Origin of the sequence: Pseudomonas sp. T1.Ur, assembly GCF_023516725.1 — a bacterium.
GTDB lineage: Bacteria > Pseudomonadota > Gammaproteobacteria > Pseudomonadales > Pseudomonadaceae > Aquipseudomonas > Aquipseudomonas alvandae.
The window spans coordinates 3,550,251-3,576,189 of the sequence record NZ_JAMGSN010000001.1 but is presented as its reverse complement, the minus strand read 5'-3'; the positions used below and the strand labels follow the sequence as shown (position 1 = coordinate 3,576,189).

The 25,939-nt window shown below is 61.5% G+C and carries 18 protein-coding genes and 1 other RNA gene; 12 read left to right on the top strand and 7 right to left on the bottom strand.

Annotated features, from left to right (window positions below; genetic code table 11):
• Positions 1–73 precede the first annotated feature (73 nt).
• Together xdhB and xdhA are read right to left on the bottom strand one after the other, a co-directional pair.
• Positions 74–2,473: a xanthine dehydrogenase molybdopterin binding subunit gene (gene xdhB / locus M8Q45_RS15770; RefSeq protein WP_249875500.1), complete on the bottom strand. Its 2,400-nt coding sequence runs from the start codon at positions 2,471–2,473 to the stop codon at positions 74–76.
• A complete protein-coding gene (gene xdhA, locus M8Q45_RS15765; protein WP_249875499.1) occupies positions 2,466–3,920 on the bottom strand; it encodes a xanthine dehydrogenase small subunit in 1,455 nt (484 codons plus the stop codon). Before xdhA ends, xdhB begins: the two co-directional genes overlap by 8 nt.
• 276 nt (positions 3,921–4,196) lie before the next feature.
• Here xdhA and M8Q45_RS15760 point away from each other — a divergent pair, with 276 nt between their 5' ends.
• The 7 genes from M8Q45_RS15760 (at position 4,197) to ffs (ending at position 14,626) form a co-directional block, all read left to right on the top strand.
• The gene (locus M8Q45_RS15760) at positions 4,197–4,856 is read left to right on the top strand and encodes a GntR family transcriptional regulator (RefSeq protein WP_249875498.1); all 660 of its coding nucleotides are present in this window, start codon (positions 4,197–4,199) and stop codon (positions 4,854–4,856) included.
• 2 nt (positions 4,857–4,858) lie between these two features.
• Positions 4,859–8,347: a chromosome segregation protein SMC gene (gene smc, locus M8Q45_RS15755; protein ID WP_249875497.1), complete on the top strand. Its 3,489-nt coding sequence runs from the start codon at positions 4,859–4,861 to the stop codon at positions 8,345–8,347.
• Between the two features lie 210 nt (positions 8,348–8,557).
• Positions 8,558–9,403 (top strand): cell division protein ZipA, encoded by an 846-nt coding sequence (gene zipA / locus M8Q45_RS15750; RefSeq protein ID WP_030140882.1) that lies wholly within the window; start codon positions 8,558–8,560, stop codon positions 9,401–9,403.
• Positions 9,404–9,595: 192 nt separating this feature from the next.
• A complete protein-coding gene (ligA, locus tag M8Q45_RS15745; protein WP_249875496.1) occupies positions 9,596–11,953 on the top strand; it encodes an NAD-dependent DNA ligase LigA in 2,358 nt (785 codons plus the stop codon).
• 292 nt (positions 11,954–12,245) lie between these two features.
• On the top strand, positions 12,246–13,406 hold the full coding sequence (locus M8Q45_RS15740) for a zinc-binding metallopeptidase family protein (RefSeq protein WP_249875495.1): 1,161 nt from the start codon (positions 12,246–12,248) through the stop codon (positions 13,404–13,406).
• Positions 13,407–13,530: 124 nt separating this feature from the next.
• Complete coding sequence (locus M8Q45_RS15735) at positions 13,531–13,956, top strand: hypothetical protein (RefSeq protein ID WP_249875494.1); 426 nt, start codon at positions 13,531–13,533, stop codon at positions 13,954–13,956.
• A gap of 573 nt (positions 13,957–14,529) precedes the next feature.
• Positions 14,530–14,626: signal recognition particle sRNA small type (gene ffs / locus M8Q45_RS15730), an RNA gene on the top strand.
• A gap of 181 nt (positions 14,627–14,807) precedes the next feature.
• Here ffs and M8Q45_RS15725 read toward each other — a convergent pair.
• A complete protein-coding gene (locus M8Q45_RS15725; protein WP_249875493.1) occupies positions 14,808–15,122 on the bottom strand; it encodes a helix-turn-helix domain-containing protein in 315 nt (104 codons plus the stop codon).
• Positions 15,123–15,461: 339 nt separating this feature from the next.
• On the opposite strand from M8Q45_RS15725, the gene M8Q45_RS15720 reads away from it, so the two are divergent.
• Complete coding sequence (locus tag M8Q45_RS15720; RefSeq protein ID WP_249875492.1) at positions 15,462–17,204, top strand: putative bifunctional diguanylate cyclase/phosphodiesterase; 1,743 nt, start codon at positions 15,462–15,464, stop codon at positions 17,202–17,204.
• Here the strand turns inward: M8Q45_RS15720 and M8Q45_RS15715 are convergent.
• On the bottom strand, positions 17,156–17,923 hold the full coding sequence (locus tag M8Q45_RS15715) for a substrate-binding periplasmic protein (protein WP_249875491.1): 768 nt from the start codon (positions 17,921–17,923) through the stop codon (positions 17,156–17,158). The two genes, M8Q45_RS15720 and M8Q45_RS15715, sit on opposite strands and share 49 nt — an antisense overlap.
• Positions 17,924–18,065: 142 nt before the next feature.
• On the opposite strand from M8Q45_RS15715, the gene dnaX reads away from it, so the two are divergent.
• The 4 genes from dnaX (at position 18,066) to recR (ending at position 22,548) form a co-directional block, all read left to right on the top strand.
• Positions 18,066–20,147 (top strand): DNA polymerase III subunit gamma/tau, encoded by a 2,082-nt coding sequence (gene dnaX / locus M8Q45_RS15710; protein WP_249875490.1) that lies wholly within the window; start codon positions 18,066–18,068, stop codon positions 20,145–20,147.
• Between the two features lie 64 nt (positions 20,148–20,211).
• Complete coding sequence (locus M8Q45_RS15705) at positions 20,212–20,550, top strand: YbaB/EbfC family nucleoid-associated protein (protein WP_003183512.1); 339 nt, start codon at positions 20,212–20,214, stop codon at positions 20,548–20,550.
• Positions 20,551–20,850: 300 nt separating this feature from the next.
• Positions 20,851–21,879 carry an NADPH-dependent curcumin/dihydrocurcumin reductase gene (gene curA, locus M8Q45_RS15700; protein ID WP_030140890.1) on the top strand — a complete coding sequence of 343 codons (1,029 nt, stop codon included), beginning with the start codon at positions 20,851–20,853 and terminating at the stop codon, positions 21,877–21,879.
• A 66-nt stretch (positions 21,880–21,945) separates the two neighbouring features.
• Positions 21,946–22,548 carry a recombination mediator RecR gene (gene recR, locus M8Q45_RS15695; protein WP_181286939.1) on the top strand — a complete coding sequence of 201 codons (603 nt, stop codon included), beginning with the start codon at positions 21,946–21,948 and terminating at the stop codon, positions 22,546–22,548.
• 142 nt (positions 22,549–22,690) lie between these two features.
• Here the strand turns inward: recR and M8Q45_RS15690 are convergent, their stop codons facing one another.
• From M8Q45_RS15690 to hemN, 3 genes are all read right to left on the bottom strand, one after another.
• The gene (locus M8Q45_RS15690; RefSeq protein ID WP_003183509.1) at positions 22,691–23,239 is read right to left on the bottom strand and encodes an adenine phosphoribosyltransferase; all 549 of its coding nucleotides are present in this window, start codon (positions 23,237–23,239) and stop codon (positions 22,691–22,693) included.
• A 75-nt stretch (positions 23,240–23,314) separates the two neighbouring features.
• Positions 23,315–24,049, bottom strand: coding sequence for a fumarate/nitrate reduction transcriptional regulator Fnr (gene fnr / locus M8Q45_RS15685; protein WP_030140892.1), 735 nt, complete (start codon positions 24,047–24,049; stop codon positions 23,315–23,317).
• Positions 24,050–24,143: 94 nt separating this feature from the next.
• On the bottom strand, positions 24,144–25,526 hold the full coding sequence (hemN, locus tag M8Q45_RS15680; protein WP_249875489.1) for an oxygen-independent coproporphyrinogen III oxidase: 1,383 nt from the start codon (positions 25,524–25,526) through the stop codon (positions 24,144–24,146).
• Positions 25,527–25,939: the final 413 nt, after the last annotated feature.

Genomic DNA, 25,939 nt, shown 5'->3' with positions numbered 1-25,939 from the left:
GAGCAAGCTCGCTCCCACATTGGATTGCGGTCCCCTGTGGGAGCGAGCTTGCTCGCGATAGCCGCACCGCGGTCTAAAGCGGAGCCAACTCGGCCTCGGCTTCCGCAGGCTTCACAGTCTTCAACTGCCGCATCTGCTCACACCCCCACAACACCCGCTCCGGCGTCGCCGGCGCGTCGATCGTCGGTTGATGCCGGTAGTCCCCCAGGCTCGCCACGGCGTCCTTGATGGCGCACCACGCGGCGATGCCGAGCATGAACGGCGGTTCGCCCACGGCTTTGGAGTGGAACACCGTGTCTTCGGGGTTCTTGCGGTTTTCCACCAGCTTGACCCGCAAATCCAAAGGCATGTCAGCGACGGCGGGGATCTTGTAGCTGGCCGGGCCGTTGGTCATCAGCTTGCCCTTGTCGTTCCACACCAGCTCTTCCATGGTCAGCCAGCCCATGCCCTGGATGAAGCCGCCCTCGACCTGGCCGATGTCGATGGCCGGGTTCAGCGAGGCGCCGACGTCATGGAGGATGTCGGTGCGCAGCATTTTGTACTCGCCGGTGAGGGTGTCGACGATCACCTCGGCACACGCCGCGCCAAAAGCGTAGTAATAGAACGGCCGGCCACGGGCCTGGCTGCGGTCGTAGTAGATTTTCGGGGTCTTGTAGAAGCCGGTGCTCGACAGCGAGACCTGGGCGAAATACGCCTGCTGCACCAGCGCCTCGAACGTCAGGATGTGATCGCGCACCCGCACGTGGCCGTTGTGGAATTCCACGTCTTCTTCACTGACCTTGTACTGCCCCGCGGCGAATTCCACCAGGCGCCGCTTGATGGTTTCGGCGGCATTTTGCGCAGCCTTGCCGTTCAGGTCGGCCCCGCTGGAGGCCGCGGTCGGCGAGGTGTTCGGCACCTTGTCGGTGTTGGTCGCGGTGATCTGCACGCGGTCCATTTCTACCTGGAACACCTCGGCCACCACCTGGGCGACCTTGGTGTTCAAGCCCTGGCCCATTTCGGTGCCGCCATGGTTGAGGTGGATGCTGCCGTCGGTGTAGACGTGGATCAACGCGCCGGCCTGGTTGAGGAAGCTGGCGGTGAACGAAATGCCGAACTTCACCGGCGTCAGCGCCAGTCCCTTTTTCAGGATCGGGCTGCCTGCGTTGTAGCGGCGGATCGCTTCGCGGCGCTCGGCGTATTGGCTGCTCTGTTCAAGCTCGGCGGTCATCTCTTCGAGCATGTTGTGCTCGACAGTCTGGTAGTAATGCGTGACGTTGCGTTCGGTCTTGCCGTAATAGTTGGCCTTGCGCACCGCCAGCGGATCGAGCCCCAGGTGGCGGGCGATGGCGTCCATCACTTCTTCGATGGCGACCATGCCTTGGGGGCCGCCAAAACCCCGGTAGGCGGTGTTGGACGCGGTGTTGGTCTTGCAACGATGGCCGTTGATGGTCGCGTCGCCCAGGTAGTAGGCGTTGTCGGCATGGAACATCGCGCGGTCGACAATCGAGGCCGACAGGTCCGGCGAGCAACCGCAGTTGCCAGCCAGTTCCAGGGCGATGCCATGCAGGCGTCCGGTGCTGTCGAAGCCGACGTCGTATTCGATGTAGAAGGGGTGGCGCTTGCCGGTCATCAGCATGTCTTCGAGCCGGGGCAGGCGCATCTTGGTGGGCTGGCCGGTGAGGTGCGCGATCACGGCGCACAGGCACGCCGGGCTGGCGGCCTGGGTTTCCTTGCCGCCAAAGCCGCCGCCCATGCGGCGCATGTCGACCACGACCTTGTTCATCGACACACCGAGCACTTCGGCCACCAGCTTCTGCACTTCGGTGGGATTCTGGGTCGAGCAGTAGACGACCATGCCGCCGTCTTCAGTCGGCATCACCGAAGAAATCTGGGTTTCCAGGTAAAAGTGTTCCTGGCCGCCGATGTGCAGCGAACCCTGGATGCGATGCTCGGCACTCGCCAATGCAGTGGCTGAATCACCGCGCTGGTGGGTGTGGCTGTCGAGCACGAAGTGCCGCTTGCGCAGCGCCTCGACCACGTCCAGCACCGGTTCCAGGTCTTCGTATTCGACGATGGCGGCCATGGCCGCCTTGCGTGCGGTCTCAAGGTCCTTGGCCGCGACGGCCAGCACCGGTTGGCCGACGAACTGCACATCGTCGATCGCCAGCAGCGGGTCGCCGGGCAGCAGCGGGCCGATGTCCTTCAGGCCGGGAATGTCCTGGTGGGTAATGGCGATGCGCACGCCTTCGAAGGCGTAGCAGGGCGCGGTGTCGATGCGCAGGATCCGCGCGTGGGCGCGGTCCGACAGCCGGGCATAGACGTGCAACTGGTTCGGGAATTCCAGGCGGTCATCGATGTACTGCGCTTCGCCGGACACGTGCTTGGCGGCGCTGTCGTGCTTGACGCTGCGGCCCACGCCGGTGGTGAGGTCGCTGGCGAACAGTTCGGCCAGTTCGGCTTGGGTCTTCTCTACGGCGTGATGGTTAGACATAAGCGGTCACCCGAGTCTCGATGTGCGGCGTTTGCAGCTCGATGAAATATTTGCGCAGCAGGTTGCGGGCGCTGAGCAAGCGGTATTCCTTGCTGGCGCGGAAGTCTGAAAGGGGGGTGAAGTCCTCGGCCAGGGCGAGGCAGGCGCGTTCGACGGTGCTGTTCTTCCATGGCGCGCCGATCAGGACGGCTTCGCAATGCTTGGCGCGCTTGGGGGTGGCGGCCATGCCGCCGAAGGCGACGCGAGCGTCCTGGACTACACCGTTTTCGATGCGCAAGTTGAATGCCCCACAGACTGCCGAAATGTCATCGTCCAGCCGTTTGGAAACCTTGTAGGCGCGGAACGCCTGCTCGGCGCTGGCCCGGGGCACGATGATCTTTTCGATGAATTCGCTTTCCTGCCGGGCGGTGACCCGGTAATCGAGGAAATAGTCTTCCAGGGCCAGGGTGCGACGAACCTGGCCTTTGCACAGGACAATCTGCGCGCCGAGAGCGATCAGCAGGGGCGGCGAGTCGCCAATCGGCGAGGCGTTGCCGATGTTACCGCCCAGGGTGCCCTGGTTGCGGATCTGCAACGAGGCGAAGCGCTGCAGCAGTTCGCCGAAGTCCGGGTATTCGGCTTGCAAGGCTTCGTAGCAATCGGAAAGCGGAGTAGCGGCGCCGATTTCAAGGCGATCGTCGAAACGCTCGACGCGCCTGAGTTCGGCGACGTTGCCGACGTAGATCATCACCGGCAGGGTGCGATGAAATTGCGTGACTTCCAGGGCCAGGTCCGTACCGCCGGCCAACAGTCGCGCCTGCGGATAGGCGTCGTAGAGATCAGCCAGGTCGGCCACGGTCAGCGGCACCAGGCAACGCTTGTCGCCGCTGTTGAGTTCACCGGTCTCGGTGGGCGCGATGGCCTTGAGGCGGGCGACGGTCTCGGCTTCACGGGCGTCAAACTGGTCCGGCTGCTTGCCGCAACAGGCCTGGTCGGCGGCCGCCAGGATCGGCCGGTAGCCGGTGCAGCGGCACAGATTGCCGGCCAGGGCTTCGTGGGCCTTGTGAGCGTCGGGTCGTTCGCTGTTCTTCTGCAAGGCGAACAGCGACATGACGAAGCCCGGCGTGCAGAAACCGCATTGCGAACCGTGGCAATCGACCATCGCCTGCTGGACGCTGTGCAGTTGGCCATTGTGCTTGAGGTCTTCGACGCTGATCAGTTGCTTGCCGTGCAGGGACGAGACGAAGGTCAGGCACGAATTGAGGCTGCGATAGCGAACGCGTTCGCGGCCGTCCGCATCCGTCTCCAATTCGCCCACCACCACAGTGCACGCACCGCAGTCGCCGCTGGCGCAGCCTTCCTTGGTGCCGGGTTTGCCGACATGCTCGCGCAGATAATTGAGCACGGTCAGGTTCGGGTCCAGGGCGTGCTCGCTACGGAGTTCCTGGTTGAGTAAAAACTGGATCACGGAAGGCCTCGCAGATTCATTATTGTTGTATCGACGTGGGCTGAATTTAGCAGTTCTGACTTTTCGGTCAATGATTTTCTGACTTAAGGGTCAGAAAATCAGCTTCAAGCTTCAAGCTTCAAGCTTCAAGCTTCAAGCTTTTGACTTGCAGCTTGCAGCTTGCAGCTGCTTTTTTGCTTCTATCGTGCCAAAAACCCGGTGCAGGCCCTGCGCCATGACGTATCGAGTGCGCTACACTGCGCCGCTTGTGCAGATCGAAGAGTTTGAAGGACAACCATGACGTTCAAGGCCCCGGACAGCCTCGCCGAGCAAATCGCCCACCATCTTGCCGAGCGCATCATTCGCGGCGAAATGAAGCCGGGAGAGCGTATCCAGGAGCAGAAGGTCACGCTGGCGCTCAATGTCAGCCGTGGTTCGGTCCGCGAGGCCTTGCTGATCTTGGAGCGACGCCATTTGATCGCGATCCTGCCGCGCCGTGGGGCGCATGTCACCGAGTTGACCGAACACAACGTGCGCAGCCTCTGTGCGCTGATGAGCGAGCTGTACATCCTGTTGGGCAACGCCGTGGCCCATGGTTGGAAAGAACAGGCCGACATGGCACCGTTCGTCGCGATCCAGCAGCGCCTCAATGACGCCTACACGCGCCAGGACATCCGCACCTTCGTCGATGAAAGCTTCAGTGTGATGCGCGCCGCGTATCCCTTTGCCAACAATCCATACCTGCAGGAAACCGTCGAGAACCTGCAGCCGGCCATGAGTCGCGCCTACTTCCTGGCCCTGGAGCAGCGCAAGGCTGAAATGAGCGAATTCCTCGACCTGTTCCAGCGCCTGCTCGGCGCCGTGCTGGCCCGTGATTTGCCGCAGATCCGCATCGTGCTGACGGCCTACGCCCAGCGCAGTTGCGATCTGGTGGTTTCAGCCCTGACGAAGGCCTGAACATGCGCCTCAAGTGCATCAAGCTGGCGGGGTTCAAATCCTTCGTCGACCCGACCACGGTGAACTTCCCCAGCAACATGGCGGCAGTGGTCGGGCCCAATGGCTGCGGCAAGTCGAACATCATCGATGCCGTGCGCTGGGTGATGGGCGAAAGCTCGGCGAAGAACCTGCGCGGCGAGTCGATGACCGACGTCATCTTCAATGGCTCCACCAGTCGCAAGCCGGTGAGTCAGGCGAGCATCGAACTGGTCTTCGATAACTCTGACGGCACGCTGATTGGCGAGTACGCGGCCTACGCGGAAATTTCCATTCGGCGCAAAGTGACCCGCGACAGCCAGAACAGTTATTTCCTCAACGGCGCCAAGTGCCGACGCCGCGACATCACCGACATTTTCCTCGGCACCGGCCTGGGCCCGCGCAGCTATTCGATCATCGAGCAGGGCATGATCTCCAAGCTGATCGAGGCCAAGCCTGAAGACCTGCGTAACTTCATCGAAGAAGCCGCCGGTATTTCCAAGTACAAGGAACGGCGCCGCGAGACCGAGAACCGCATCCGTCGCACCCACGAAAACCTCGCGCGCCTGACCGACCTTCGTGAAGAGCTGGAACGCCAGCTCGAACGCCTGCACCGCCAGGCCGAAGCCGCGAAGAAATACCAGGAATACAAGGGCGAGGAGCGCCAACTCAAGGCCCAGCTCTCGGCCCTGCGCTGGCAGGCGTTGAACGAACAGGTCGGCCAGCGCGAGGCGATCATCGGCAACCAGGAAGTCAGCTTCGAAGCGCTGGTGGCCGAACAGCGCAACGCCGATGCCGCCATCGAGCGCCTGCGCGACGGGCACCACGAACTGTCCGAGCGCTTCAATCTGGTGCAGGGGCGCTTCTATTCCGTGGGCGGCGACATTGCCCGGGTCGAACAGAGCATCCAGCACGGTCAGCAACGCTTGCGCCAGTTGCAGGACGATTTGAAGGAAGCCGAGCGCGCGCGCCTGGAAACCGAATCGCACCTGGGCCACGACCGCACCTTGTTGCTGACCCTTGGCGAAGAACTGGAACGACTTACCCCGGAGCAGGAACTCACCAGCGCCGCCGCCGAAGAGGCTGCCGCAGCGCTGGAGGAAGCCGAGCTGACCATGCACGGCTGGCAAGAGCAATGGGACAGCTTCAACCTGACCTCCGCCGAGCCACGGCGCCAGGCTGAAGTCCAGCAGTCGCGCATCCAGCAATTGGAAACCAGCATGGAGCGCCTGGCCGAGCGTCAACGGCGTCAGTCCGAAGAGCGCGCATTGCTCGCGGCGGACCCGGAGGACGCCGCCATCCTGGAGCTGAGTGAGCAGCTCGCCACCAGCGAAGCCACACTCGAAGACTTGCAGGCCAGCGAAGACGCCCAGGTCGAACGCCTCGAACAACTGCGCCAATCCTTGCAACTGGCCCTGCAGAACCAGCAACAGGCCCAGGGCGAATTGCAGCGACTCAATGGACGCCTGGCCTCGTTGGAAGCCTTGCAACAGGCAGCGTTGGACCCGGGCACCGGCACCGCCGAATGGCTGCGCGATCAGCATCTGGCCGAGCGTCCGCGCCTGGCCGAAGGGTTGAAGGTCGATGCCGGTTGGGAGTTGGCGGTGGAAACTGTGCTGGGCGCCGACCTGCAAGCGGTGCTGGTCGATGATTTCGCCGGCTTCGACCTGTCGGGCTTCAGCCAGGGCGATTTGCGCCTGCTCAGTCCTGCCGGCGACGGCGTGCGGGTGCCGGGCAGTCTGTTGGACAAAGTCGAGGCCCAGGTCGATCTGTCGCCCTGGCTGGGGCAAGTCAAGCCAGTGGACAGCCTGGAGCAGGCCTTGGCCTTGCGCGGGCAACTGGCGGTCGGCGAAAGCCTGATCAGCCGTGACGGGTATTGGGTCGGCCGGCATTTCCTGCGTGTGCGCCGGGCCAGCGAAGCGGAGAGCGGCATGCTCGCCCGTGGACAGGAAATCCAACGCCTGGGCGCCGAGCGCGAAGAGCGCGAGGCCAGCGTCGAAGCGTTGGAAACCGAATTGCAGAACCTGCGGGCGCAACAGCGTCAACAGGAAAACGGTCGCGAACATTTGCGTCGGCTGTTGCAGGACGAAGCGCGCCAGCAGGGCGAACTCAAGGCGCAGCTGTCCGCCGGCAAGGCCAAGGTCGAACAATTGGCCCTGCGCCGCACCCGTCTCGATGAGGAAATCGGCGAGTTGGGCGAACAGCGGGCCTTGGAGCACGAACAGATCGGTGAGGCGCGCCTGCAATTGCAGGAAGCCCTTGATGCGATGGCGCTGGATACCGAGCAGCGTGAATGGCTGTTGGCGCAGCGCGACAGCCTGCGCGAACGCCTCGACCGCGTGCGCCAGGAAGCGCGCCAGCACAAGGATCATGCTCATCAATTGGCGGTACGCCTGGGCTCGCTCAAGGCGCAATACGATTCCACCCGCCAGGCCTTGGAGCGCCTGGAAATGCAGTCCGAGCGCCTGACTGAAAAGCGCGAACAGTTGAGCCTCAACCTGGAGGAGGGCGAGGCGCCGCTGGAAGAGCTGCGCCTCAAGCTTGAAGAATTGCTCGACAAACGCATGAGCGTCGACGAAGAACTCAAGACCGCGCAGATTGCCTTGGAAGATGCCGACCGCGAGTTGCGCGACGCCGAGAAGCGCCGCAGCCAGGCCGAGCAGCAATCGCAACTGATCCGCGGCCAGATGGAACAGCAGCGCATGGAGTGGCAAGCCTTGACCGTGCGGCGCAAGGCCTTGCAGGACCAATTGCTGGAGGACGGCTACGACCTCAACGGCGTACTCGCGACCCTGGTGGCGGGGGCGAACGAGAAGGACGCCGAGGAAGAGCTCGAGCGCATTGCCCAGCGCATCCAGCGCCTGGGCGCGATCAACTTGGCCGCTATCGACGAATATCAGCAGCAGTCCGAGCGCAAGCGTTACCTGGACGCCCAGAACGACGATCTGGTGGAGGCGCTGGAGACCCTGGAAAACGTCATCCGCAAGATCGACAAGGAAACCCGCAACCGCTTCAAGGATACCTTTGATCAGATCAACGGCGGTTTGCAGGCACTTTTCCCAAAAGTTTTCGGTGGCGGCAGCGCCTATTTGGAACTGACGGGCGAAGATTTACTCGATACTGGGGTGACAATCATGGCGCGTCCTCCCGGCAAGAAGAACAGCACCATTCATTTGCTCTCCGGCGGTGAAAAAGCGTTGACGGCATTGGCCCTGGTCTTTGCCATCTTCAAACTGAACCCGGCGCCGTTCTGCATGCTCGACGAAGTCGATGCGCCATTGGACGACGCCAACGTAGGCCGTTACGCACGGCTGGTGAAGGAGATGTCTGAAACGGTGCAGTTCATCTACATCACCCACAACAAGATCGCCATGGAGATGGCCGATCAACTGATGGGGGTGACCATGCATGAGCCTGGCTGTTCGCGGCTGGTGGCGGTGGATGTGGAGGAGGCCATGGCGATGGTGGACAGTTAGCTACGAGCTTCAAGCGGCAAGCTGCAAGTGCGGCGGCTTGTGGCTTTCAGCTTGTAGCTTGTAGCTGCGGGTCATGCTAGTTTAATGTCAATTTTTCGTATGCGTGGGCAAAACGCCATTCAGAACATAGAGTTGGCGCCACGTTTTAAAGCGGTTTGCAAATAGCTAAGCCCCTTATTTTTCAGCATTTTTATAGAGGCACGGGATTACATGGAAATCGGTCTGCGCGAGTGGCTGATCGTCATCGGCATCATTGTCATTGCCGGTATTCTTTTCGACGGCTGGCGTCGCATGCGCGGCGGCAAGGGGAAACTCAAGTTTCGCCTGGATCGCAGCCTGTCGAACCTGCCGGATGAAGATGACAGCGCCGAACTGCTGGGCCCGCCCCGGGTGCTCGACACCCACAAGGAGCCCCAGCTGGACGAGCATGACCTGCCGTCGATGAGCGCGCCTGCGCGTGAGCCACGGGAGTCGGGTTCCAAGCGCGGCAAGCGCAACAGCGAGCCGTCCCAGGGCGATTTGAACCTGAACCTGGACCTCGATGGAGGCCCGGGCTTCAGCAGCCGTGATGGCGACTTCCCGGACGAGAGCAAGCCTTCCAGTGCCGACAAGGAGCAGGCCCAGGCCGAAGAAGTGCTGGTGATCAGCGTGATCTGCCGCGACCCGGCCGGCTTCAAGGGCCCGGCGCTGCTGCAGAACATCCTCGAGAGCGGCCTGCGCTTTGGCGAAATGGATATTTTCCATCGTCACGAAAGCATGGCCGGCAATGGCGAGGTGTTGTTCTCCATGGCCAACGCGGTCAAGCCTGGTGTGTTCGATCTCGACGACATCGACCACTTCAGCACCCCGGCGGTGAGCTTCTTCCTCGGCTTGCCAGGCCCACGCCATCCCAAGCAGGCCTTTGACGTGATGGTCGCCGCGGCGCGCAAGCTGTCCCAGGAGCTCAACGGTGAATTGAAGGATGACCAGCGCAGCGTGCTGACCGCCCAGACGATCGAGCACTACCGCCAGCGCATCGTCGAATTCGAGCGCCGCGCGCTGACCCAGAAGCGCTGAAGTCAAAGATCGCTGGCCCTGTAGGAGCTGCCGAGTGCAACGAGGCTGCGATCTTTTGATCTTTCGCTCACGAGCCAATCGTCAGTGGAAAGATCGCAGCCTCGTTGCACTCGGCAGCTCCTACGGCTCCTGCAGCGATCGAAGTTGAGAATGAGCAGCCCAGGCTGCTCTTTTGCTTTATGAGAGAACACCATGAACGCCGTTGAAACCCGCATCCTAGAGCTGCGCGCCGAGCTGGATCAGCATAACTATCGCTACCACGTCCTCGATGAGCCCTCCATTCCAGACGCCGAATACGACCGCCTGTTCCACGAACTCAAGGCCCTGGAAGAGCAGCACCCGGAACTGGTGACCAGCGACTCCCCGACCCAGCGAGTCGGCAGCGTGGCGCTGTCGGCGTTCAGCCAGGTGCGTCATGAGATCCCGATGCTCAGCCTCGGCAACGCGTTCGACGAAACCACCATGCGCGAGTTCGACCGACGGGTGACGGAAGGCCTCGACCTGCCCCAAGGCGATTTGCTCGGCGGCGGTGCGGCGGTGGAATACAGTTGTGAACCGAAGCTCGATGGCCTGGCGGTCAGCCTGTTGTACCAGGACGGCATGCTGGTGCGCGGTGCCACGCGCGGTGACGGCACCACGGGCGAGGACATCAGCGTCAACGTGCGCACGGTGCGCAACATTCCCCTCAAGCTGCAGGGCAGCGGTTGGCCGCCGGTGCTGGAAGTGCGCGGCGAGGTGTACATGTCCAAGGCCGGTTTCGAGCGCCTCAACGCCACGCAACTGGAGGCGGGCGGCAAGACGTTCGCCAACCCGCGCAACGCAGCAGCCGGCAGCCTGCGCCAATTGGACTCCAGGATCACGGCCAACCGTCCCCTTGAATTCTGCTGCTATGGCATCGGCCAGGTGACGTCGGACATCGCCGACACCCACATTGGCAATCTCAAGCAACTCAAGGCCTGGGGCATGCCCATCAGCCGTGAGCTGAAGCTGGCCCACGGCATCGACGAATGCCTGGATTACTACCGCGACATTGGCGAGCGACGCCATTCGCTGCCCTACGAAATCGATGGCGTGGTGTTCAAGGTCAACAGCATCGCCTCCCAGCGCGAGTTGGGTTTTCGGGCCCGCGAGCCGCGCTGGGCCATCGCCCATAAATTCCCCGCCAGCGAAGAACTCACCAAATTGCTCGACGTCGAGTTCCAGGTCGGCCGTACCGGTGCTGTCACACCCGTGGCGCGGCTCAAGCCAGTCAAGGTGGCCGGCGTGACGGTGGCCAATGCCACGTTGCACAACATGGACGAAGTGGCGCGCCTGGGCCTGATGATCGGCGACACGGTGATCATTCGCCGCGCCGGCGACGTGATCCCGCAGGTGGTGCAAGTCGTCACCGAGCGCCGTCCGGACGATGCCCGTCCGGTGGCCGTGCCGCAGCAGTGTCCGGTTTGCGGTTCCCAGGTCGAGCGTACGCAGCTGATCAAGCGCAGCAAGGGCCGCGAGACCGTCAGCGAAGGCGCCGTATACCGCTGCGTCGGTCGCCTGGCCTGTGGCGCGCAACTCAAGCAGGCGATCATCCATTTCGTCTCGCGGCGGGCGATGGACATCGAAGGCCTGGGCGAAAAAAGCGTCGAGCAGTTGGTTGACGAAGGGCTGGTGGGATCGCCTGCCGACCTGTATGCGCTGACGTTCGAGCAAGTCGTCGACCTGGAAGGCTTCGCCGAGCTGTCGAGCAAGAACTTGCTGGCGGCCATCGTCGACAGCAAGCGGCCGAGCCTGGCGCGCTTCATCTACGCCCTCGGCATCCCGGACGTGGGCGAGGAGACCGCCAAGGTCCTGGCCCGCTCCCTCGGTTCGCTGGAGCGCGTGCAGGCGGCGTTGCCCCAAGTACTGACGTACCTGCCGGATGTGGGGCTGGAGGTCGCCCATGAGATCCACAGCTTCTTTGAAGACCCGCACAATCGCCAGGTCATCAAGGATCTGCTGCGCCATGGCCTGGAAATTCAGGACCAGGGCGAGTTGGGCGCGGAGTTCTCTGCCAGCACGACCCTGGGCGGCTTCCTCGACAAGCTGCATATTCCTTCAGTCGGCCCAGGCGGCGCGCAAAAACTGGCGGACAAGTTCGGTTCCCTCGACGCGGTCATGAACGCCGACTGGCTGGACATGCGCCAGGCGCTGCCGGAAAAACAGGCCAACGCCGTGCGTGAGTTCTTCGCTGTCGCTGCCAATCGACAGCAGGCCTTGGCTGCAGAGAAGCAACTGGAGGATTTCGGCATGCACTGGCTGAGCGAGAAAAAGGTCGTGGAAGGCTTGCCCGAAGCAGGGCACACCTGGGTATTGACCGGTTCGCTGGAGCTGATGAGTCGCGACGTCGCCAAGGACAAGTTGGAGAGCCTGGGGGCCAAGGTGGCTGGTTCCGTGTCGGCAAAAACCCACTGCGTGGTGGCCGGGCCAGGGGCGGGGTCGAAGTTGACCAAAGCCAATGAGCTGGGGCTCAAGGTGCTCGACGAACAAGCGTTTGTCGATTTTCTGAAAGACCATGGCATCCCGGTCTGAGGGCGCTCGGCTTTTGTGGCGAGGGAGCTTGCTCCCGCTGGGCTCTGTAGGCGCTGGCGAAGCCTCGGGCCGCGTTCGGACGATCTTTTGATCTTGATCGTTCGCTTGAGACTCGAGTGCCTGGGGAAAGATCGCAGCCTCGCTTCGCTCGGCAGCTCCTACACAGCTCCTACAGTGCAGCCCAGCGGGAGCAAGCTCCTTCGCCACGGCTTATCGGTGCTGTGACCCAGCGTTTTGGAACGATCATGAACCTAAGGTGATCTAGTCTTGCAGGCTCCAGGGAGAGATCGCCATGTACCGCTTCTTCGAACAATTGAGCTCGCGCATCGCCGCGCCGTTCCTCGGTGACCGGTCACGCAACAGCAAGGTCTGGCCGTGCCGTTGCGGCCAGTCATTGTTCTTTCGCAACAGCCAGTGCCTGGCCTGCCTGGCGGCGCTGGGCTATCAGCCGGAGCAGAGTCGACTGTCGTCCCTCCAGCCCGGCGAGCAGCCTGATACCTGGACATTGGATGCCGACCCGCAGGCCGGGCTGTTCCGCCGCTGCGCCAATCTCGATACCCCTGCAGCCTGCAACTGGCTGCTTCCCGCCAACGGACAAGACACGTTGTGCATCGCCTGCAGCTTGAACCGCACGATTCCTGACCTGTCGCTCCCGGAAAACCCCGAGCGCTGGCGCAAGGTTGAAACGGCCAAGCGCCGCCTGGTGGCGCAGTTGATCACCCTCGGCTTGCCGGTCATTCCCAAGACCGTCGACGACAACATCGGCCTGGCCTTCGATTTCATCGGCGTCGATCCCGACGGAAAACCGCCGACGACCGGGCACGCCAGTGGGCTTATCACGCTCGATATCAAAGAAGCCGACGATGCTCATCGCGAGCACGTGCGCCAGCAGATGCACGAGCCGTATCGCACCTTGCTCGGGCATTTTCGCCACGAGGTCGGCCATTACTATTGGGATCGGTTGGTTGCCAACAGTCATTGGCTGGAACCGTTTCGTGCGTTGTTCGGTGATGAACGCGCCAGTTATTCCGAAGCTTTGGAGCGGCACTACCAACAAGGGGCGCCGCTGGATTGGCAAACCCACTACGTCAGCGCCTACGCCACCATGCATCCTTGGGAGGATTGGGCCGAGACCTGGGCTCACTACCTGCACATGATGGACGCGGTGGACACGGCGTTGGGCTTCGGCATGAGTGCGCGGGAAATGGATTTCGACTACCAGCCGTTCCCGCCCGACACCCTGTTTGATCCCGGGCACACGGGCGGCACGGCGTTCCTGTCATTCGTCAACGCCTGGATCGAACTGGCCGGCATGCTCAACGAACTCTCCCGCAGCATGGGCCAGCCGGATTTCTACCCGTTCGTCGTACCGGCCGCCGTCATCACCAAGCTGCACTTCATTCACCTGGTGATCCAGGAGGAGGGCGGACGGGCGGATGAGGTGCTGCTGTAGCATTTGATAAAACGTCGGGTGATGCTGAATTGGCACTATCTGTTCTGATAGTTCCATCCACTCAAATTTCTTCCTACTCTACAACGGCCATAAATGAACATTCTATTTTGTAGAGGGAAATATCGTGAATACGGATAATACGGATAATACGGATAATACGGATAATACGGATAATACGGATAATACGGATAATACGGATAATACGGATAATGCGGATAAGTCGGTGGTCATTCCCAATGAGCCTCGAAACCTTTCTCAGGCTGGACAGACCAAATACTCGATTATATTGGTTTGGCAAATTTCGGATAATGTCAGGCCCGATCAGCTGGCCGGGCATACGTTCAAGGTGACTAAGGTGGTGGGTGGGCAGTCAATCCCTGTCCCCGGAACCCAAGTGCCGGCGGATGATCGTGGCTGGTACCGGCATGAAATAGGCGTCGATGGGAGCACACAACCGGTTCTTTACAATGTTCAAGTTCGGGCCATGAACCACAATCACGAACATGGGCCATTTTGTCCGGTGGTGGTCTGTAGCACCTCGGCATCATGAACGTTGATAGATTGTAAAGACTAGATTTAAGTTTTTTGGTCCGGTCGTATTGTTCAATACGGTGTCGGTGATAGGGCGGTACTGGGGCCTTAAAAGTTAAGTGATGCCATTTATTTTGATTGAGCCTGCCAATCAATTTTTCCTTTAGCTGATTGAAGAGGGGCAAGCAAAACCTGGGTGGCAACTAAAAGTTTCAACAAGTTGTGAATGCTCAGTGTAAGTCTTGCCCGCCCCGAGCTCCTATGGGAGCGAGCCTGCTCGCGAAAGCGACAGGTCAGCTTGCATCAATGTTGAATGTCCCGACGCCTTCGCGAGCAAGCTCGCACAGGCGCTCGGGTGTTCGCAGAATCGACGTCCATCCCCGAGCCCCTGTGGGAGCGAGCTTGCTCGCGAAAGCGGTGGGTCAACTTGCCTCCATGCCTGATGTGCCTACGCCATTGCGAGCACGCTTTGCTCTCACAGCAAGTGCTTGAACACCTTCAGTTTTTTAATCCGACACGAACGGTTGTAACTTCTTGTCAGATAGGTACAATGGCGCGGCTCGCCGTCAGGCGGGCGTCGTTATGGTGACCCCATCGGTCCCCCCGCAACGATTACCCGTGAACCTGGTCAGATCCGGAAGGAAGCAGCCACAGCGGGAACATTGTGTGCCGGGGTGTGGCTGGTGGGGTTGCCTCCATAACGCCCCAGGCCTTCGTTCGCAAGGTTTGCCAAACTCAAAATTTCTTATTGTTTTGCTGATCGATATCGATCGGTGCTTTCTGCTGCCCTGATTTTCGCGGACAAGGCAGTCGAGCGCCTTCAAGGAGGCCGAACCGTGCCGTCGGCACCCCCTGTTTCCTTTCATTGCATCAAGGCTTGGCCAACGCCTGGTCAACCGCCGCAATCAGCTTCCCAAGGTCCTTAGGGGTGGCTTTGTGAATGACATTGAACAGGTACGCACGCTGCTCGTCTTCGTCGCCCATGTCGGCGAAGAATGCCTTGAGCTGGACGTCCAGCGCGTCGGCAAACAGGAACAGGGCTTCGACGCTCGGGGTGTAGGCGCCGGTTTCGAAGCGGCTGATGGTTTTGGGGTCGAAACCGGTTTTTTCGCCAAGTTCAGCCTGAGTGAGCCCCGCTACTTTGCGGTAGCGTCTGATGGCTGGACCCAGACTTGAAATTCGCATCGCTTAATTCCCATTCAGAATCAAGAACTTAACGATAGATCTTCGCATTAGGCAACCGCTCGTTCCATCACCTTGCTTTGCAAAAAGTGATGTGTTTCGTAGAATCGGCCTTTGGCATGGGTATTTTGGTGACCTGCTTCAGGAGCCCGGGTGTAGGAAAGACCGGGGCTCGCGCTTCTTTAGCAGCGACACAGGGCGGGGCCTGGAGCTTTTCAGGTCGCACCGCCAGCGTCCATGCTCCAGCTTTCTCAAGGTATTTGAGCCTAGTTGATTTTCGCCTCTGCGGGGGCGGTGCAACCGTGCGCGACAAACGAGCCTGACTCATGGATGACTGCTTCGATGGATAAGAAGTACCGCAGGGCTGTTGACGCCGCCGCGATCTTTTCCGAAACCGATTTGAGCGGGCGCATCACTTACGTCAATGATCAATTCTGCAGCCTGTTTGGCTACGGTCGGGATGAGTTGCTTGGGGCAAACCATCGCGTGCTCAACTCGGGCCAACATCCCAGTGAATTCTTCAGCGCCATGTGGCGCACCATCGTCTTGGGCAAGATCTGGAAGGGCGAGATCTGTAATCGGGCCAAGGATGGGGCGTTGCATTGGGTCGATACCACCCTGGTGCCGGTGATCGACGAAGCGACAGGGAAGATCAAGCGTTATCTGGCGATTCGTTTTGACGTCAGCGAGAAGCGTCGGTTGCTGCATTCCTTGCAATGGCGTGTCGGTCACGACGTGCTCACCGGCTTGCCCAATCGCACCTATTTATCCGAACTGCTGGACCAGGCCCTGGCGTTTTCCCGGGTGGAAAACCTGCCCTTGGCCGTATGCATGCTCGACCTCGATGGCTTCAAGGCCGTCAACGACGGATATGGCCATGCCAGCGGCGATCGGCTGCTGGTGGAAGTCGCCAGGCGCCTGCGCAGCATCGTGCGTGGCGAAGACGTCGTGGCGCGACTGGCCGGGGATGAGTTCGTCCTGGTGTTGCGCCATGTGCGCGGGATGGACGAATTGCACGCGGCGTTGAACCGGGTCCTGATCGCGGTTTCCATGCCTTATGTCATCGACGGCAAGGCCATCAACGTCTTTGCCAGCATCGGTGTCACGCTGTCTCCGTGGGACAACGAAGACGCCGACACGCTGCTGCGCCACGCCGACCAGGCGATGTACGTGGCCAAGCAGAGCGGTCGCAATCGCTTCCATCTGTTCGACGTTTCCAGGGACAAGGAAGTGCGGGCCACGTACCAGACCGTAGAGCGGGTGCGGCAGGCGCTGGCCGACAACGAATTGCGGCTGCATTTTCAGCCAAAGGTCAATATGCGCGACGGTATGGTGGTCGGACTCGAGGCCTTGTTGCGCTGGAAGCATCCACAGCGAGGCCTGGTGCCGCCACGGGAATTCCTGCCGTTGGTGGAAGAGACCGATCTGATCGTCGACATCGGCGAATGGGTCATGGAGCAAGTGTTGACCCAGCTGCAACAATGGCAACGGACGGGACCGGGCTGGCCGGTCAGCATCAATATTTCGGCGCGGCATTTCCAGCGGGCGGACTTTGTCGAGCGGCTGCGGCAGGTACTGGAACGGCATCCGGCGGTGTCGCCGCGCATGCTCGACCTGCAGATCGTCGAGTCGGTGGCCGTGGAAAACCTGGCGCATGTCAGTGCTTGCCTCCAGGCGTGCCAGGCCTTGGGCGTGGGCTTTTCCCTGGGCGGCTTCGGTACGGGGAATTGTTCGCTCAACGACCTCAAGCACCTGCGGACGCAAACCATCAAGATCGACAAGACGTTCGTGCGCGATATTCTCAACGACCGGGACGACCTGGCCTTGACCGAGGCGGTGATCGGCCTTGCCCGGGCATTTGGTCGGCAGGTGGTCGCGGAGGGGCTGGACAGCCTGGAACATGGGCTGCTCCTGCTGGGCCTTGGCTGTGAAGTGGCCCAGGGTTACTTCATCGCCCGACCGATGCCGGCCAGACAGGTACCGGGCTGGGTCAAGACGTTTATTCCACCGTCCCAATGGCAGGCCCGGCCAGGCGATCAGAGCGAAGCGGCGCTGGCCTGCGGCCCGTCGCTGCGGCCGGTATAAAGCTGGATGATCGCGTCGATTTCTCCAGATGCCTTCATCTCCTGCAAGGTTTGCAGAATGCGTTGCACCGGGATTTTCGGGTCATTGCGCAGGTAACAGCTCAGTTGCTGTTCCTGGAGCACCGCCACTTCGTGTAATTGCCGGTCAGCGGTGTGGTGTTGGTTGAACCAGTCCAGCGCCCATTGATTGCTGACGGCATAGCGGTAACGCCCCGCCAGCAGTTTCGCCAGCACCTGTTCTTGGCTGCGTGCGTCGTCGCGCCGAAGATGGCCGCTGTCGAACAAAGGCTGCAAGGTTGGGTAGCTATAGCTGAGCACGGTGCCGATCGATTGCGGGGCCAGTGCCGCCGGGGTGGTTTTCTCCGGAGCGCTGGCCGAGCCGACCAGCACATCGCGTTGAAAGAACAGCGGGACACTCCACAGGTAGTCGAGCCCGTCGTCGTCCACCCAATCAGGCGAGACGTAACACCGCATGTCTATTTCACCGTGTTCCATGGCGCCGTCGAGCCTCGCGCGGGAAAGCACGTGGAATTGCGCCGGCATGCCCACCCGGGTCGCCAGGCTGGTCATGACATCCGGCAGGATGCCCTGGGTTGGACGGCCCCTCTCTATCTGCACCATGGGCATGGCCCAGCCATCGGTAATGGCGAAGCGCAAGGGTGCGTCGTCAGCGAAACACCCCGTTCCCAACAACAGCAAAGCCCCCATGGCCGAACGCATAAACTCTCCTGACGTACAAAAACGTGTCGACAACCGAGCCGCTCAACCTAGCTTAGCCAGATTAGACGAGCACACCGGATGCAATTTCGCCCCTGCTCCGCTAGCATTAGCCGCTTATGTTCCTTCGTTGCGACGGTTTTCGATGAGTTATCAGGTTCTTGCACGTAAATGGCGTCCGCGCTCGTTCCGCGAAATGGTCGGCCAGACCCATGTGCTCAAGGCTCTGATCAATGCCTTGGACAGCCAGCGGCTGCACCATGCCTACCTGTTCACGGGCACCCGTGGCGTGGGCAAGACCACCATCGCGCGGATCATCGCCAAGTGCCTGAACTGTGAAACCGGCATTACCTCGTCGCCCTGCGGCGAATGTTCGGTCTGCCGGGAAATCGACGAAGGCCGTTTTGTCGACCTGATCGAAATCGACGCCGCCAGCCGCACCAAGGTCGAGGACACCCGCGAACTGCTCGACAACGTGCAGTACGCGCCGAGCCGTGGGCGCTTCAAGGTCTACCTGATCGACGAAGTGCACATGCTCTCCAGCCATTCCTTCAATGCGCTGCTCAAGACCCTCGAAGAACCGCCGCCCTACGTGAAGTTCATCCTGGCGACCACCGACCCGCAGAAACTTCCTGCAACGATTCTGTCGCGGTGCTTGCAGTTTTCCCTGAAGAACATGACGCCGGAGCGCGTGGTCGAGCATCTGACCCACGTGCTGGGCGTCGAGAACGTGCCGTTCGAAGACGACGCGCTGTGGCTGTTGGGCCGCGCCGCCGATGGTTCGATGCGCGACGCCATGAGCCTGACCGACCAGGCCATCGCGTTCGGCGAAGGCAAGGTCATGGCCGCCGATGTGCGGGCGATGCTCGGTACGCTGGATCATGGCCAGGTCTATGACGTGTTGCACGCATTGATCGAAGGCGACGCCAAGGCGCTGCTGGAAGCGGTGCGTCATTTGGCCGAGCAGGGGCCGGACTGGAATGGCGTGCTCTCGGAAATTCTCAACGTGCTGCACCGTGTCGCCATCGCCCAAGCCTTGCCTGAAGGCGTCGACAACGGCCATGGCGACCGTGATCGCGTACTGGCCCTGGCCCAGGCGCTGCCGGCCGAGGACGTGCAGTTCTATTACCAGATGGGCCTGATCGGCCGTCGCGACCTGCCCCTGGCACCGGACCCGCGAGGCGGTTTCGAAATGGTCTTGCTGCGGATGCTTGCGTTCCGGCCCGCCGATACGCCGGACGCGCCGAGACAAACGCTAAAGCCAGTGGGGATCAGCCAGGCCACAGCTGATTCCGCCAAGCCAGTGGCTGCCGCGCCCGTGGTTGCGCCGGCAGCGGCTTCTGCTCCGGCGGCGGTGGCGCCTGTAGCCCAGCCGATTCCGGCGCCGGCACCTGTTGTCGTCACGCCTGAGCCGGAGCCCGAACCGGTCGTCGAGGCGGTTCCCGAGGCCGTCGCCGAAGAAGTCATCGACCTGCCATGGAACGACCCGGTCGAGCCGGAAGTTGTCCAGCAACCGGCCGTCGAGCCCGTTTTGGAGACCGTGGCCGAGCAACCTGAGTTGCCGCCGATGCCCATGCCGACGCCGGACAGCGCAGTGCCTGACGCGCCGGAGTGGGTGGCTGCACCGATGCCCGAGCCGACAGTGGTGGACGTCGATGTCGCCACGCCGGGCATTGACCTGGACGACGAGCCGCCGCTGGATGAGGATTACATCGAGCCGGACATGGATTCGGCCTACAGCTACCTGGACGACCTGGCCAGCGAACATGCCGCCGAGCCGGCCCCGGAGCCCGAGCCGGAACCGGCGGCAATGCCCGCCACCGGGCTGGCCCTGCAATGGCTGGAGCTGTTCCCCAAGTTGCAGATCAGTGGCATGACCGGCAGCATTGCCGCCAACTGCACGCTGATCTCGGTGGAGGGTGACCACTGGTTGCTGCACCTGGACCCGGCCCACAGCGCGCTGTTCAACGCGACCCAGCAGCGTCGCCTCAACGATGCGCTGAACCAGTACCATCAGCGCACCCTGACGTTGACCATCGAGCTGATCAAGCCCGAGCAGGAGACGCCGGCCCAGGCCGCGTCCCGTCGCCGTGCCGACCGGCAGCGTGAAGCCGAGGACTCGATCCACAACGATCCGTTCATCCAGCAGATGATGCAACAGTTCGGCGCCGTGGTCCGTCACGATACTATCGAACCTGTCGAGGCCCCGGTCCCCCAGGGCTCATAACTGAAGGCGCCGGGCCGTGCAGGCCGGGCGCGTTGTTTATCCAAGTACTTTCGAGGTGATTCCCATGATGAAAGGTGGCATGGCCGGCCTGATGAAGCAGGCGCAGCAGATGCAGGAAAAAATGGCCAAGATGCAGGAAGAGCTGGCCAACGCCGAAGTCACCGGCAAGTCCGGTGGCGACATGGTGACCGTGGTCATGACCGGTCGCCATGACATCAAGCGCGTCAGCATCGATCCGAGCGTGGTCGAAGGCCTGAGCGAAGACGACAAGGAAATGCTCGAAGCCCTGTTCGCCGCTGCCGTCAACGACGCGGTGCGCAAGATCGAAGCCAACAGCCAGGACAAGATGTCCGGCATGACCGCGGGCATGCAATTGCCGCCGGGCATGAAACTGCCGTTCTGATTCGCCATCCCGGTCGGGATGGGCTACACACAATGCCAGGCATCGCGCCTGGCATTTTTGTTTCTGATCCAGAGATAGCGGTGGGTGCCAGATCGCTATCGCGAGCCAGCTCGCTCCCACAGTGAATTGTGATGAATACAAGATATGTGTTCACCCATGAACCCTGTGGGAGCGAGCTTGCTCCGGGCGGCGTTCCGACGATGCGGCCACTGCGGTCCAACCGAACAAACATCGAACGCCGTCCCCTCGGCAATGGTCTGCTCCCTATACGTGTCCGCTCAACGAACAAGGAGACGCCCCATGTCATCGATTTCCAACCAGCGCATCGTGCTGGCCTCGCGCCCCACAGGCGCGCCAACTGCTGAAAATTTTCGCCTTGAACACATGACGTTGCCGGATCTGGCCGAAGGGCAAATCCTGCTCAAGACGCTGTTCCTGTCCCTGGACCCCTATATGCGTGGGCGCATGAGTGACGCACCGTCCTACGCCGCTCCGGTGCAAATCGACGAAGTGATGACGGGTGGTGCCGTCAGTCGAGTGGAGCGCTCGATGCACCCGAAATTCCAGGAGGGCGATCTGGTGGTGGGCGCTACGGGCTGGCAGAGCCACTGCATCAGCGATGGGCGCAATGTCATTCCCATCCCTTCAGGATTGCCGAGCCCTTCGATGGCGCTGGGTGTATTGGGCATGCCCGGCATGACCGCCTACATGGGGTTGATGGACATTGGCCAACCCAAGGCGGGAGAAACCCTGGTGGTGGCGGCGGCTTCGGGCGCCGTGGGCTCGGTGGTGGGCCAGGTCGCCAAGATAAAGGGACTGCGTGTGGTGGGCGTGGCCGGCGGCGGTGAAAAATGCAAATACGTGGTCGATGAGCTGGGATTCGACGCCTGCATCGACCACAAGAGCGCGAATTTTGCCGAAGAGCTGGCTCGGGCCTGCGATAAAGGCATCGACATCTATTACGAAAACGTCGGCGGCAAGGTCTTTGAAGCAGTGCTGCCGTTGCTCAACGCCAAGGCGCGCATCCCGCTTTGCGGCTTGATCGCGTCCTACAACGATCATCAGCCGCCAAGTGGCCCGGATCGCCTGCCGCAGCTACAGCGCACGCTGTTGACCAAGCGCGTGCGGATCCAGGGTTTCATCGTGTTCGATGACTACGGAGACCGCCAGCCGGAGTTCATCAGCGCCATGGCGCCCTGGGTGCGCGACGGCAGGGTCAAGTTCCGCGAAGATGTTGTCGACGGGCTGGAGAATGCGCCGCAGGCGTTCATCGGCCTGCTGGAAGGGCGCAATTTTGGCAAGTTGGTCGTGCGGGTAGCGCGCGATTGAGTATTTGACGCTAATCGGAGGCGCGGGTATAAACCGCGTCTCGTTGTTATGTCGGACGTTTCCTCGATGAGCTTCAGCCCTTTGATCCGCCAACTGATCGATGCCCTGCGAACCTTGCCGGGCGTGGGTCAGAAAACCGCCCAGCGCATGGCGTTGCAATTGCTCGAGCGTGATCGCAGCGGCGGGTCGCGTCTGGCCCAGGCCTTGAGCCAGGCCATGGAAGGGGTAGGGCACTGCCGCCAGTGCCGGACCCTGACCGAAGACGACCTGTGCCCGCAATGCGCCGACCCGCGCCGGGACGACAGCCTGCTGTGTGTGGTGGAGGGGCCGATGGACGTGTATGCCGTGGAGCAGACCGGTTTCCGTGGCCGTTACTTTGTGCTCAAGGGGCATTTGTCCCCGCTCGACGGCTTGGGGCCTGAAGCCATTGGCATTCCACAGTTGATGGCGCGGATCGAGGAGGCGGGCACGTTTACCGAAGTCATCCTCGCCACGAACCCGACGGTCGAAGGCGAGGCCACCGCTCATTACATCGCTCAATTGCTCAGTAACAAAGGCCTGGTCGCCTCCCGCATCGCCCACGGCGTGCCGCTGGGTGGGGAGCTTGAGCTGGTGGACGGCGGGACGCTGGCGCATTCGTTTGCCGGGCGCAAGCCGATCGCGTTGTAACCGCCACACCCAAGCCCCTGTGGGAGCGAGCTTGCTCGCGATGACAGTCGATCAGCCAACATCCGTGTTGGCTGACACACCGCTATCGTCGGAACGCCGCCCGGAGCAAGCTCGCTCCCACAGGTTATTCATCGCTTGAGCGTTATTTTTCGCTGAGCGAAAACTGCGTCAGGCAGAACGTCGGGATGCCCATGTCTTCAAGGCGCTGGGAGCCGAGCAGCTCCGGCAGGTCAATGATCGCGGCCGCTTCGTGGACCTTCGCACCCATGCGGCGGATCAGGTTGGCGGCGGCGATCAACGTGCCGCCCGTGGCGATCAGGTCATCGAACATCACCACCGAATCCCCTTCGCACAGGCTGTCCGCGTGCACTTCCAGGAAAGCTTCGCCGTACTCGGTCTGGTAACCCTCGGCCAACACGTCGGCCGGCAGTTTGCCTTGCTTGCGAAACAGCACCAAAGGCTTGTTCAACTGATAGGCCAGGATCGAGCCAATCAGGAAGCCCCGCGCATCCATCGCGCCGATGTGCGTGAACTCGGCCTCGACATAACGGTGGGCGAAACTGTCCATGACCAACCGCAGGGCCGTGGGGGACTGGAACAACGGTGTGATGTCGCGAAAGATCACGCCTGGCTTGGGGAAATCGATCACGGGGCGGATCAGGGATTTGATGTCGAAGGAGTCGAAGACCATCGTCGAGGTGTCCTGGCTGGCTGCAAACGCGGCAGTATAGCGCGGCGAGGCGAAAGCCTCAGCCGCGCAAGCGCATCAGCCGTCGACCGAGCCGCCGGCCAGGGCGCAGAGCTGGATCGGATCAAGGATATGGATTTCCTTGCCTTCGGCGGCAATCAATTCATTCTGCTGGAACCGGGTAAACACCCGGGACACGGTTTCCACCGCCAGGCCCAGGTAGTTGCCAATTTCGTTGCGCGACATGCTCAAGCGAAACTGGTTGGCCGAAAACCCACGGGCACGAAAGCGCGCCGAGAGGTTGACCAGGAACGTCGCGATGCGCTCATCGGCGGTCTTCTTCGACAGCAATAGCATCATTTGCTGGTCGTCACGGATCTCTCGGCTCATCACTCGCATCAACTGGCGGCGCAGCTGCGGCAGCTGTATGGCCAGTTCATCCAGGCGATCGAAGGGGATTTCGCACACGGAAGTGGTTTCCAGCGCCTGGGCCGAGACCGGATGGCTTTCGGTGTCCATGCCGGACAGGCCCACCAGTTCACTGGGCAGGTGGAACCCGGTGAGCTGTTCTTCGCCACCGTCGCTCAGGTTGAACGTCTTCAGGGCACCCGAGCGCACGGCATAGACCGAGTCGAAGGCATCGCCCTGGCGGAACAGGAACTCACCTTTTTTCAACGGACGTCCCCGTTTGACGATGTCGTCCAGCGCGTCCATGTCTTCCAGGTTCAACGAAAGTGGCAGACAGAGAGGGGCCAGGCTGCAGTCCTTGCAATGGGCCTGGTTATGAGCGCGCGATTTGACAGGCTCGGACATTTCTTAAATCCTTGTGGGAAAACACACATTAGACGTAAGGGTAACTCAGCGCACACACTCCGGCCAGTGCGGCATTGCCGTCAAATTGTCGCGCTCAGATGACTCGGGAAAAACGCTGCCGGTTTTGTTGCTCCAGGTAGGCGTCGAACACCATGCAAATCGAGCGCACCAACAGGCGCCCGGCAGGCAGTACCTTGAGGTGGGTATCCGTCAATTCGATCAGGCCGTCGTTGGCCATTGTCTGCAATTGCGGCCATGACGACGAAAAGTAGCCAGGGAAGTCGATATTGAAGCGTTGCTCGATTTCGGCGAATGCCAGGATGAAATGGCAGATCAGCTGCTGGATCACCGCACGGCGTACCCGGTCGTCGGCGTTGCACGCCAGTCCGCGACTGGTTGCCAGTTGCCCATCGGCCAATGTGTTCTGGTAATGGTTCAGGTCGCTGCTGTTCTGGCAGTACAGGTCGCCGACCTGGCTGATGGCCGACACCCCGAGGCCGATCAGGTCGCAGTGACCATGGGTGGTGTAGCCCTGGAAGTTACGCTGCAACGTCGCTTCCTCCTGGGCGATCGCCAGTTCGTCGTCGGGCAGGGCAAAGTGGTCCATGCCGATGTAGCGGTATCCGGCGGCGGTCAGTTGTTCAATGCTGCCTTGCAGCATGGCGAGTTTCTGCTCGGGGTTTGGCAGGTCCTGGCTGTTGATGCGCCGCTGGGGCATGAAGCGTTCCGGCAGGTGGGCGTAATTGAACACCGAGAGGCGGTCCGGTTGCAGGTTGATGACTTCCTCGACGGTGCGCGCGAAGTTATCCGGCGTCTGCTTGGGCAGGCCGTAGATCAGGTCGATGTTGATCGAGCGAAACTGCAAGGTCCGCGCGGCCTCGATCACGGCGCGGGTTTCTTCCAGGCCTTGCAGGCGGTTGACGGCGCGCTGCACGGTTGGGTCAAGGTCTTGCAGGCCGACGCTGACCCGGTTGAAACCCAATTCCCGCAACAGACCCATGGTCGACCAGTCGGCTTCGCGAGGGTCGATCTCGATGCTGTAGTCGCCGGAATCGTCGTCCATCAGGTTCAGGTGCTGGCGCAGCTTGGCCATCAATTGGCGCAGCTCGTCGTGGCTGAGGAACGTCGGGGTGCCACCGCCCAAATGCAGTTGCTCAACGCGCTGGGCGGGGTCGAGATGGCAGCCGATCAGCTGGATTTCCTGCTCCAGGCGTTGCAGGTAGGTATGGGCGCGACCGCGATCCTTGGTGATGACTTTGTTGCAGGCGCAGTAGTAGCAGATGTTCGCGCAAAACGGCACGTGTACATACAGTGACAGCGGCTTGAGCGCCTTGCGGCTGTCGCGTAGGGCATGAAACAGGTCGAACGAGCTCACCTGGCTACCGAACTGTGCCGCGGTCGGGTACGAGGTGTAGCGTGGTCCCGCCAGGTCGTAGCGGCGGATCAGGTCTGAGTCCCAACGAATGGCGTCGAGCATGCGGGCGTTCCCCGGATAGGCTGGCATGGGGCGAGTCTATGGGGGCGTGGGGAGGGGGGTGTTGATTTGCGTCAACGGGGCATCAGCAGTCGTCGAGGGTGATGTCAGTCCATACAACTCAAGACCGGTGGCGAGGGAGCTTGCTCCCGCTCGGCTGCGCCCCGTAGAAGCGGTGTAGGAGCGGTGTAGAAGCCGCGTAGGAACTGTGTAGGAGCTGTGTAGGAGCTGCCGAGTGCAACGAGGCTGCGATCTTTCCAAGGACACTTGAGTCCCAAGCGAAAGATCAAAAGATCGCAGGCTTCGCCAGCTCCTACAGAGCAGTAGGGAGCTGCCGAGTGCAACGAGGCTGCGATCTTTCCAAGAACACTTGAATCCCAAGCGAAGACCAAAGGATCGCAGGCTTCGCCAGCTCC

What these genes read in the sequence shown, in the direction of transcription:
- xdhB (WP_249875500.1), bottom strand. Translation starts at nt 2,473, where the DNA reads ATGTCTAACCATCACGCCGTAGAGAAGACCCAAGCCGAACTGGCCGAA.
- M8Q45_RS15760 (WP_249875498.1), top strand. Translation starts at nt 4,197, where the DNA reads ATGACGTTCAAGGCCCCGGACAGCCTCGCCGAGCAAATCGCCCACCAT.
- smc (WP_249875497.1), top strand. Translation starts at nt 4,859, where the DNA reads ATGCGCCTCAAGTGCATCAAGCTGGCGGGGTTCAAATCCTTCGTCGAC.
- zipA (WP_030140882.1), top strand. Translation starts at nt 8,558, where the DNA reads ATGGAAATCGGTCTGCGCGAGTGGCTGATCGTCATCGGCATCATTGTC.
- ligA (WP_249875496.1), top strand. Translation starts at nt 9,596, where the DNA reads ATGAACGCCGTTGAAACCCGCATCCTAGAGCTGCGCGCCGAGCTGGAT.
- M8Q45_RS15740 (WP_249875495.1), top strand. Translation starts at nt 12,246, where the DNA reads ATGTACCGCTTCTTCGAACAATTGAGCTCGCGCATCGCCGCGCCGTTC.
- M8Q45_RS15725 (WP_249875493.1), bottom strand. Translation starts at nt 15,122, where the DNA reads ATGCGAATTTCAAGTCTGGGTCCAGCCATCAGACGCTACCGCAAAGTA.
- M8Q45_RS15720 (WP_249875492.1), top strand. Translation starts at nt 15,462, where the DNA reads ATGGATAAGAAGTACCGCAGGGCTGTTGACGCCGCCGCGATCTTTTCC.
- M8Q45_RS15715 (WP_249875491.1), bottom strand. Translation starts at nt 17,923, where the DNA reads ATGCGTTCGGCCATGGGGGCTTTGCTGTTGTTGGGAACGGGGTGTTTC.
- dnaX (WP_249875490.1), top strand. Translation starts at nt 18,066, where the DNA reads ATGAGTTATCAGGTTCTTGCACGTAAATGGCGTCCGCGCTCGTTCCGC.
- M8Q45_RS15705 (WP_003183512.1), top strand. Translation starts at nt 20,212, where the DNA reads ATGATGAAAGGTGGCATGGCCGGCCTGATGAAGCAGGCGCAGCAGATG.
- curA (WP_030140890.1), top strand. Translation starts at nt 20,851, where the DNA reads ATGTCATCGATTTCCAACCAGCGCATCGTGCTGGCCTCGCGCCCCACA.
- recR (WP_181286939.1), top strand. Translation starts at nt 21,946, where the DNA reads ATGAGCTTCAGCCCTTTGATCCGCCAACTGATCGATGCCCTGCGAACC.
- M8Q45_RS15690 (WP_003183509.1), bottom strand. Translation starts at nt 23,239, where the DNA reads ATGGTCTTCGACTCCTTCGACATCAAATCCCTGATCCGCCCCGTGATC.
- fnr (WP_030140892.1), bottom strand. Translation starts at nt 24,049, where the DNA reads ATGTCCGAGCCTGTCAAATCGCGCGCTCATAACCAGGCCCATTGCAAG.
- hemN (WP_249875489.1), bottom strand. Translation starts at nt 25,526, where the DNA reads ATGCTCGACGCCATTCGTTGGGACTCAGACCTGATCCGCCGCTACGAC.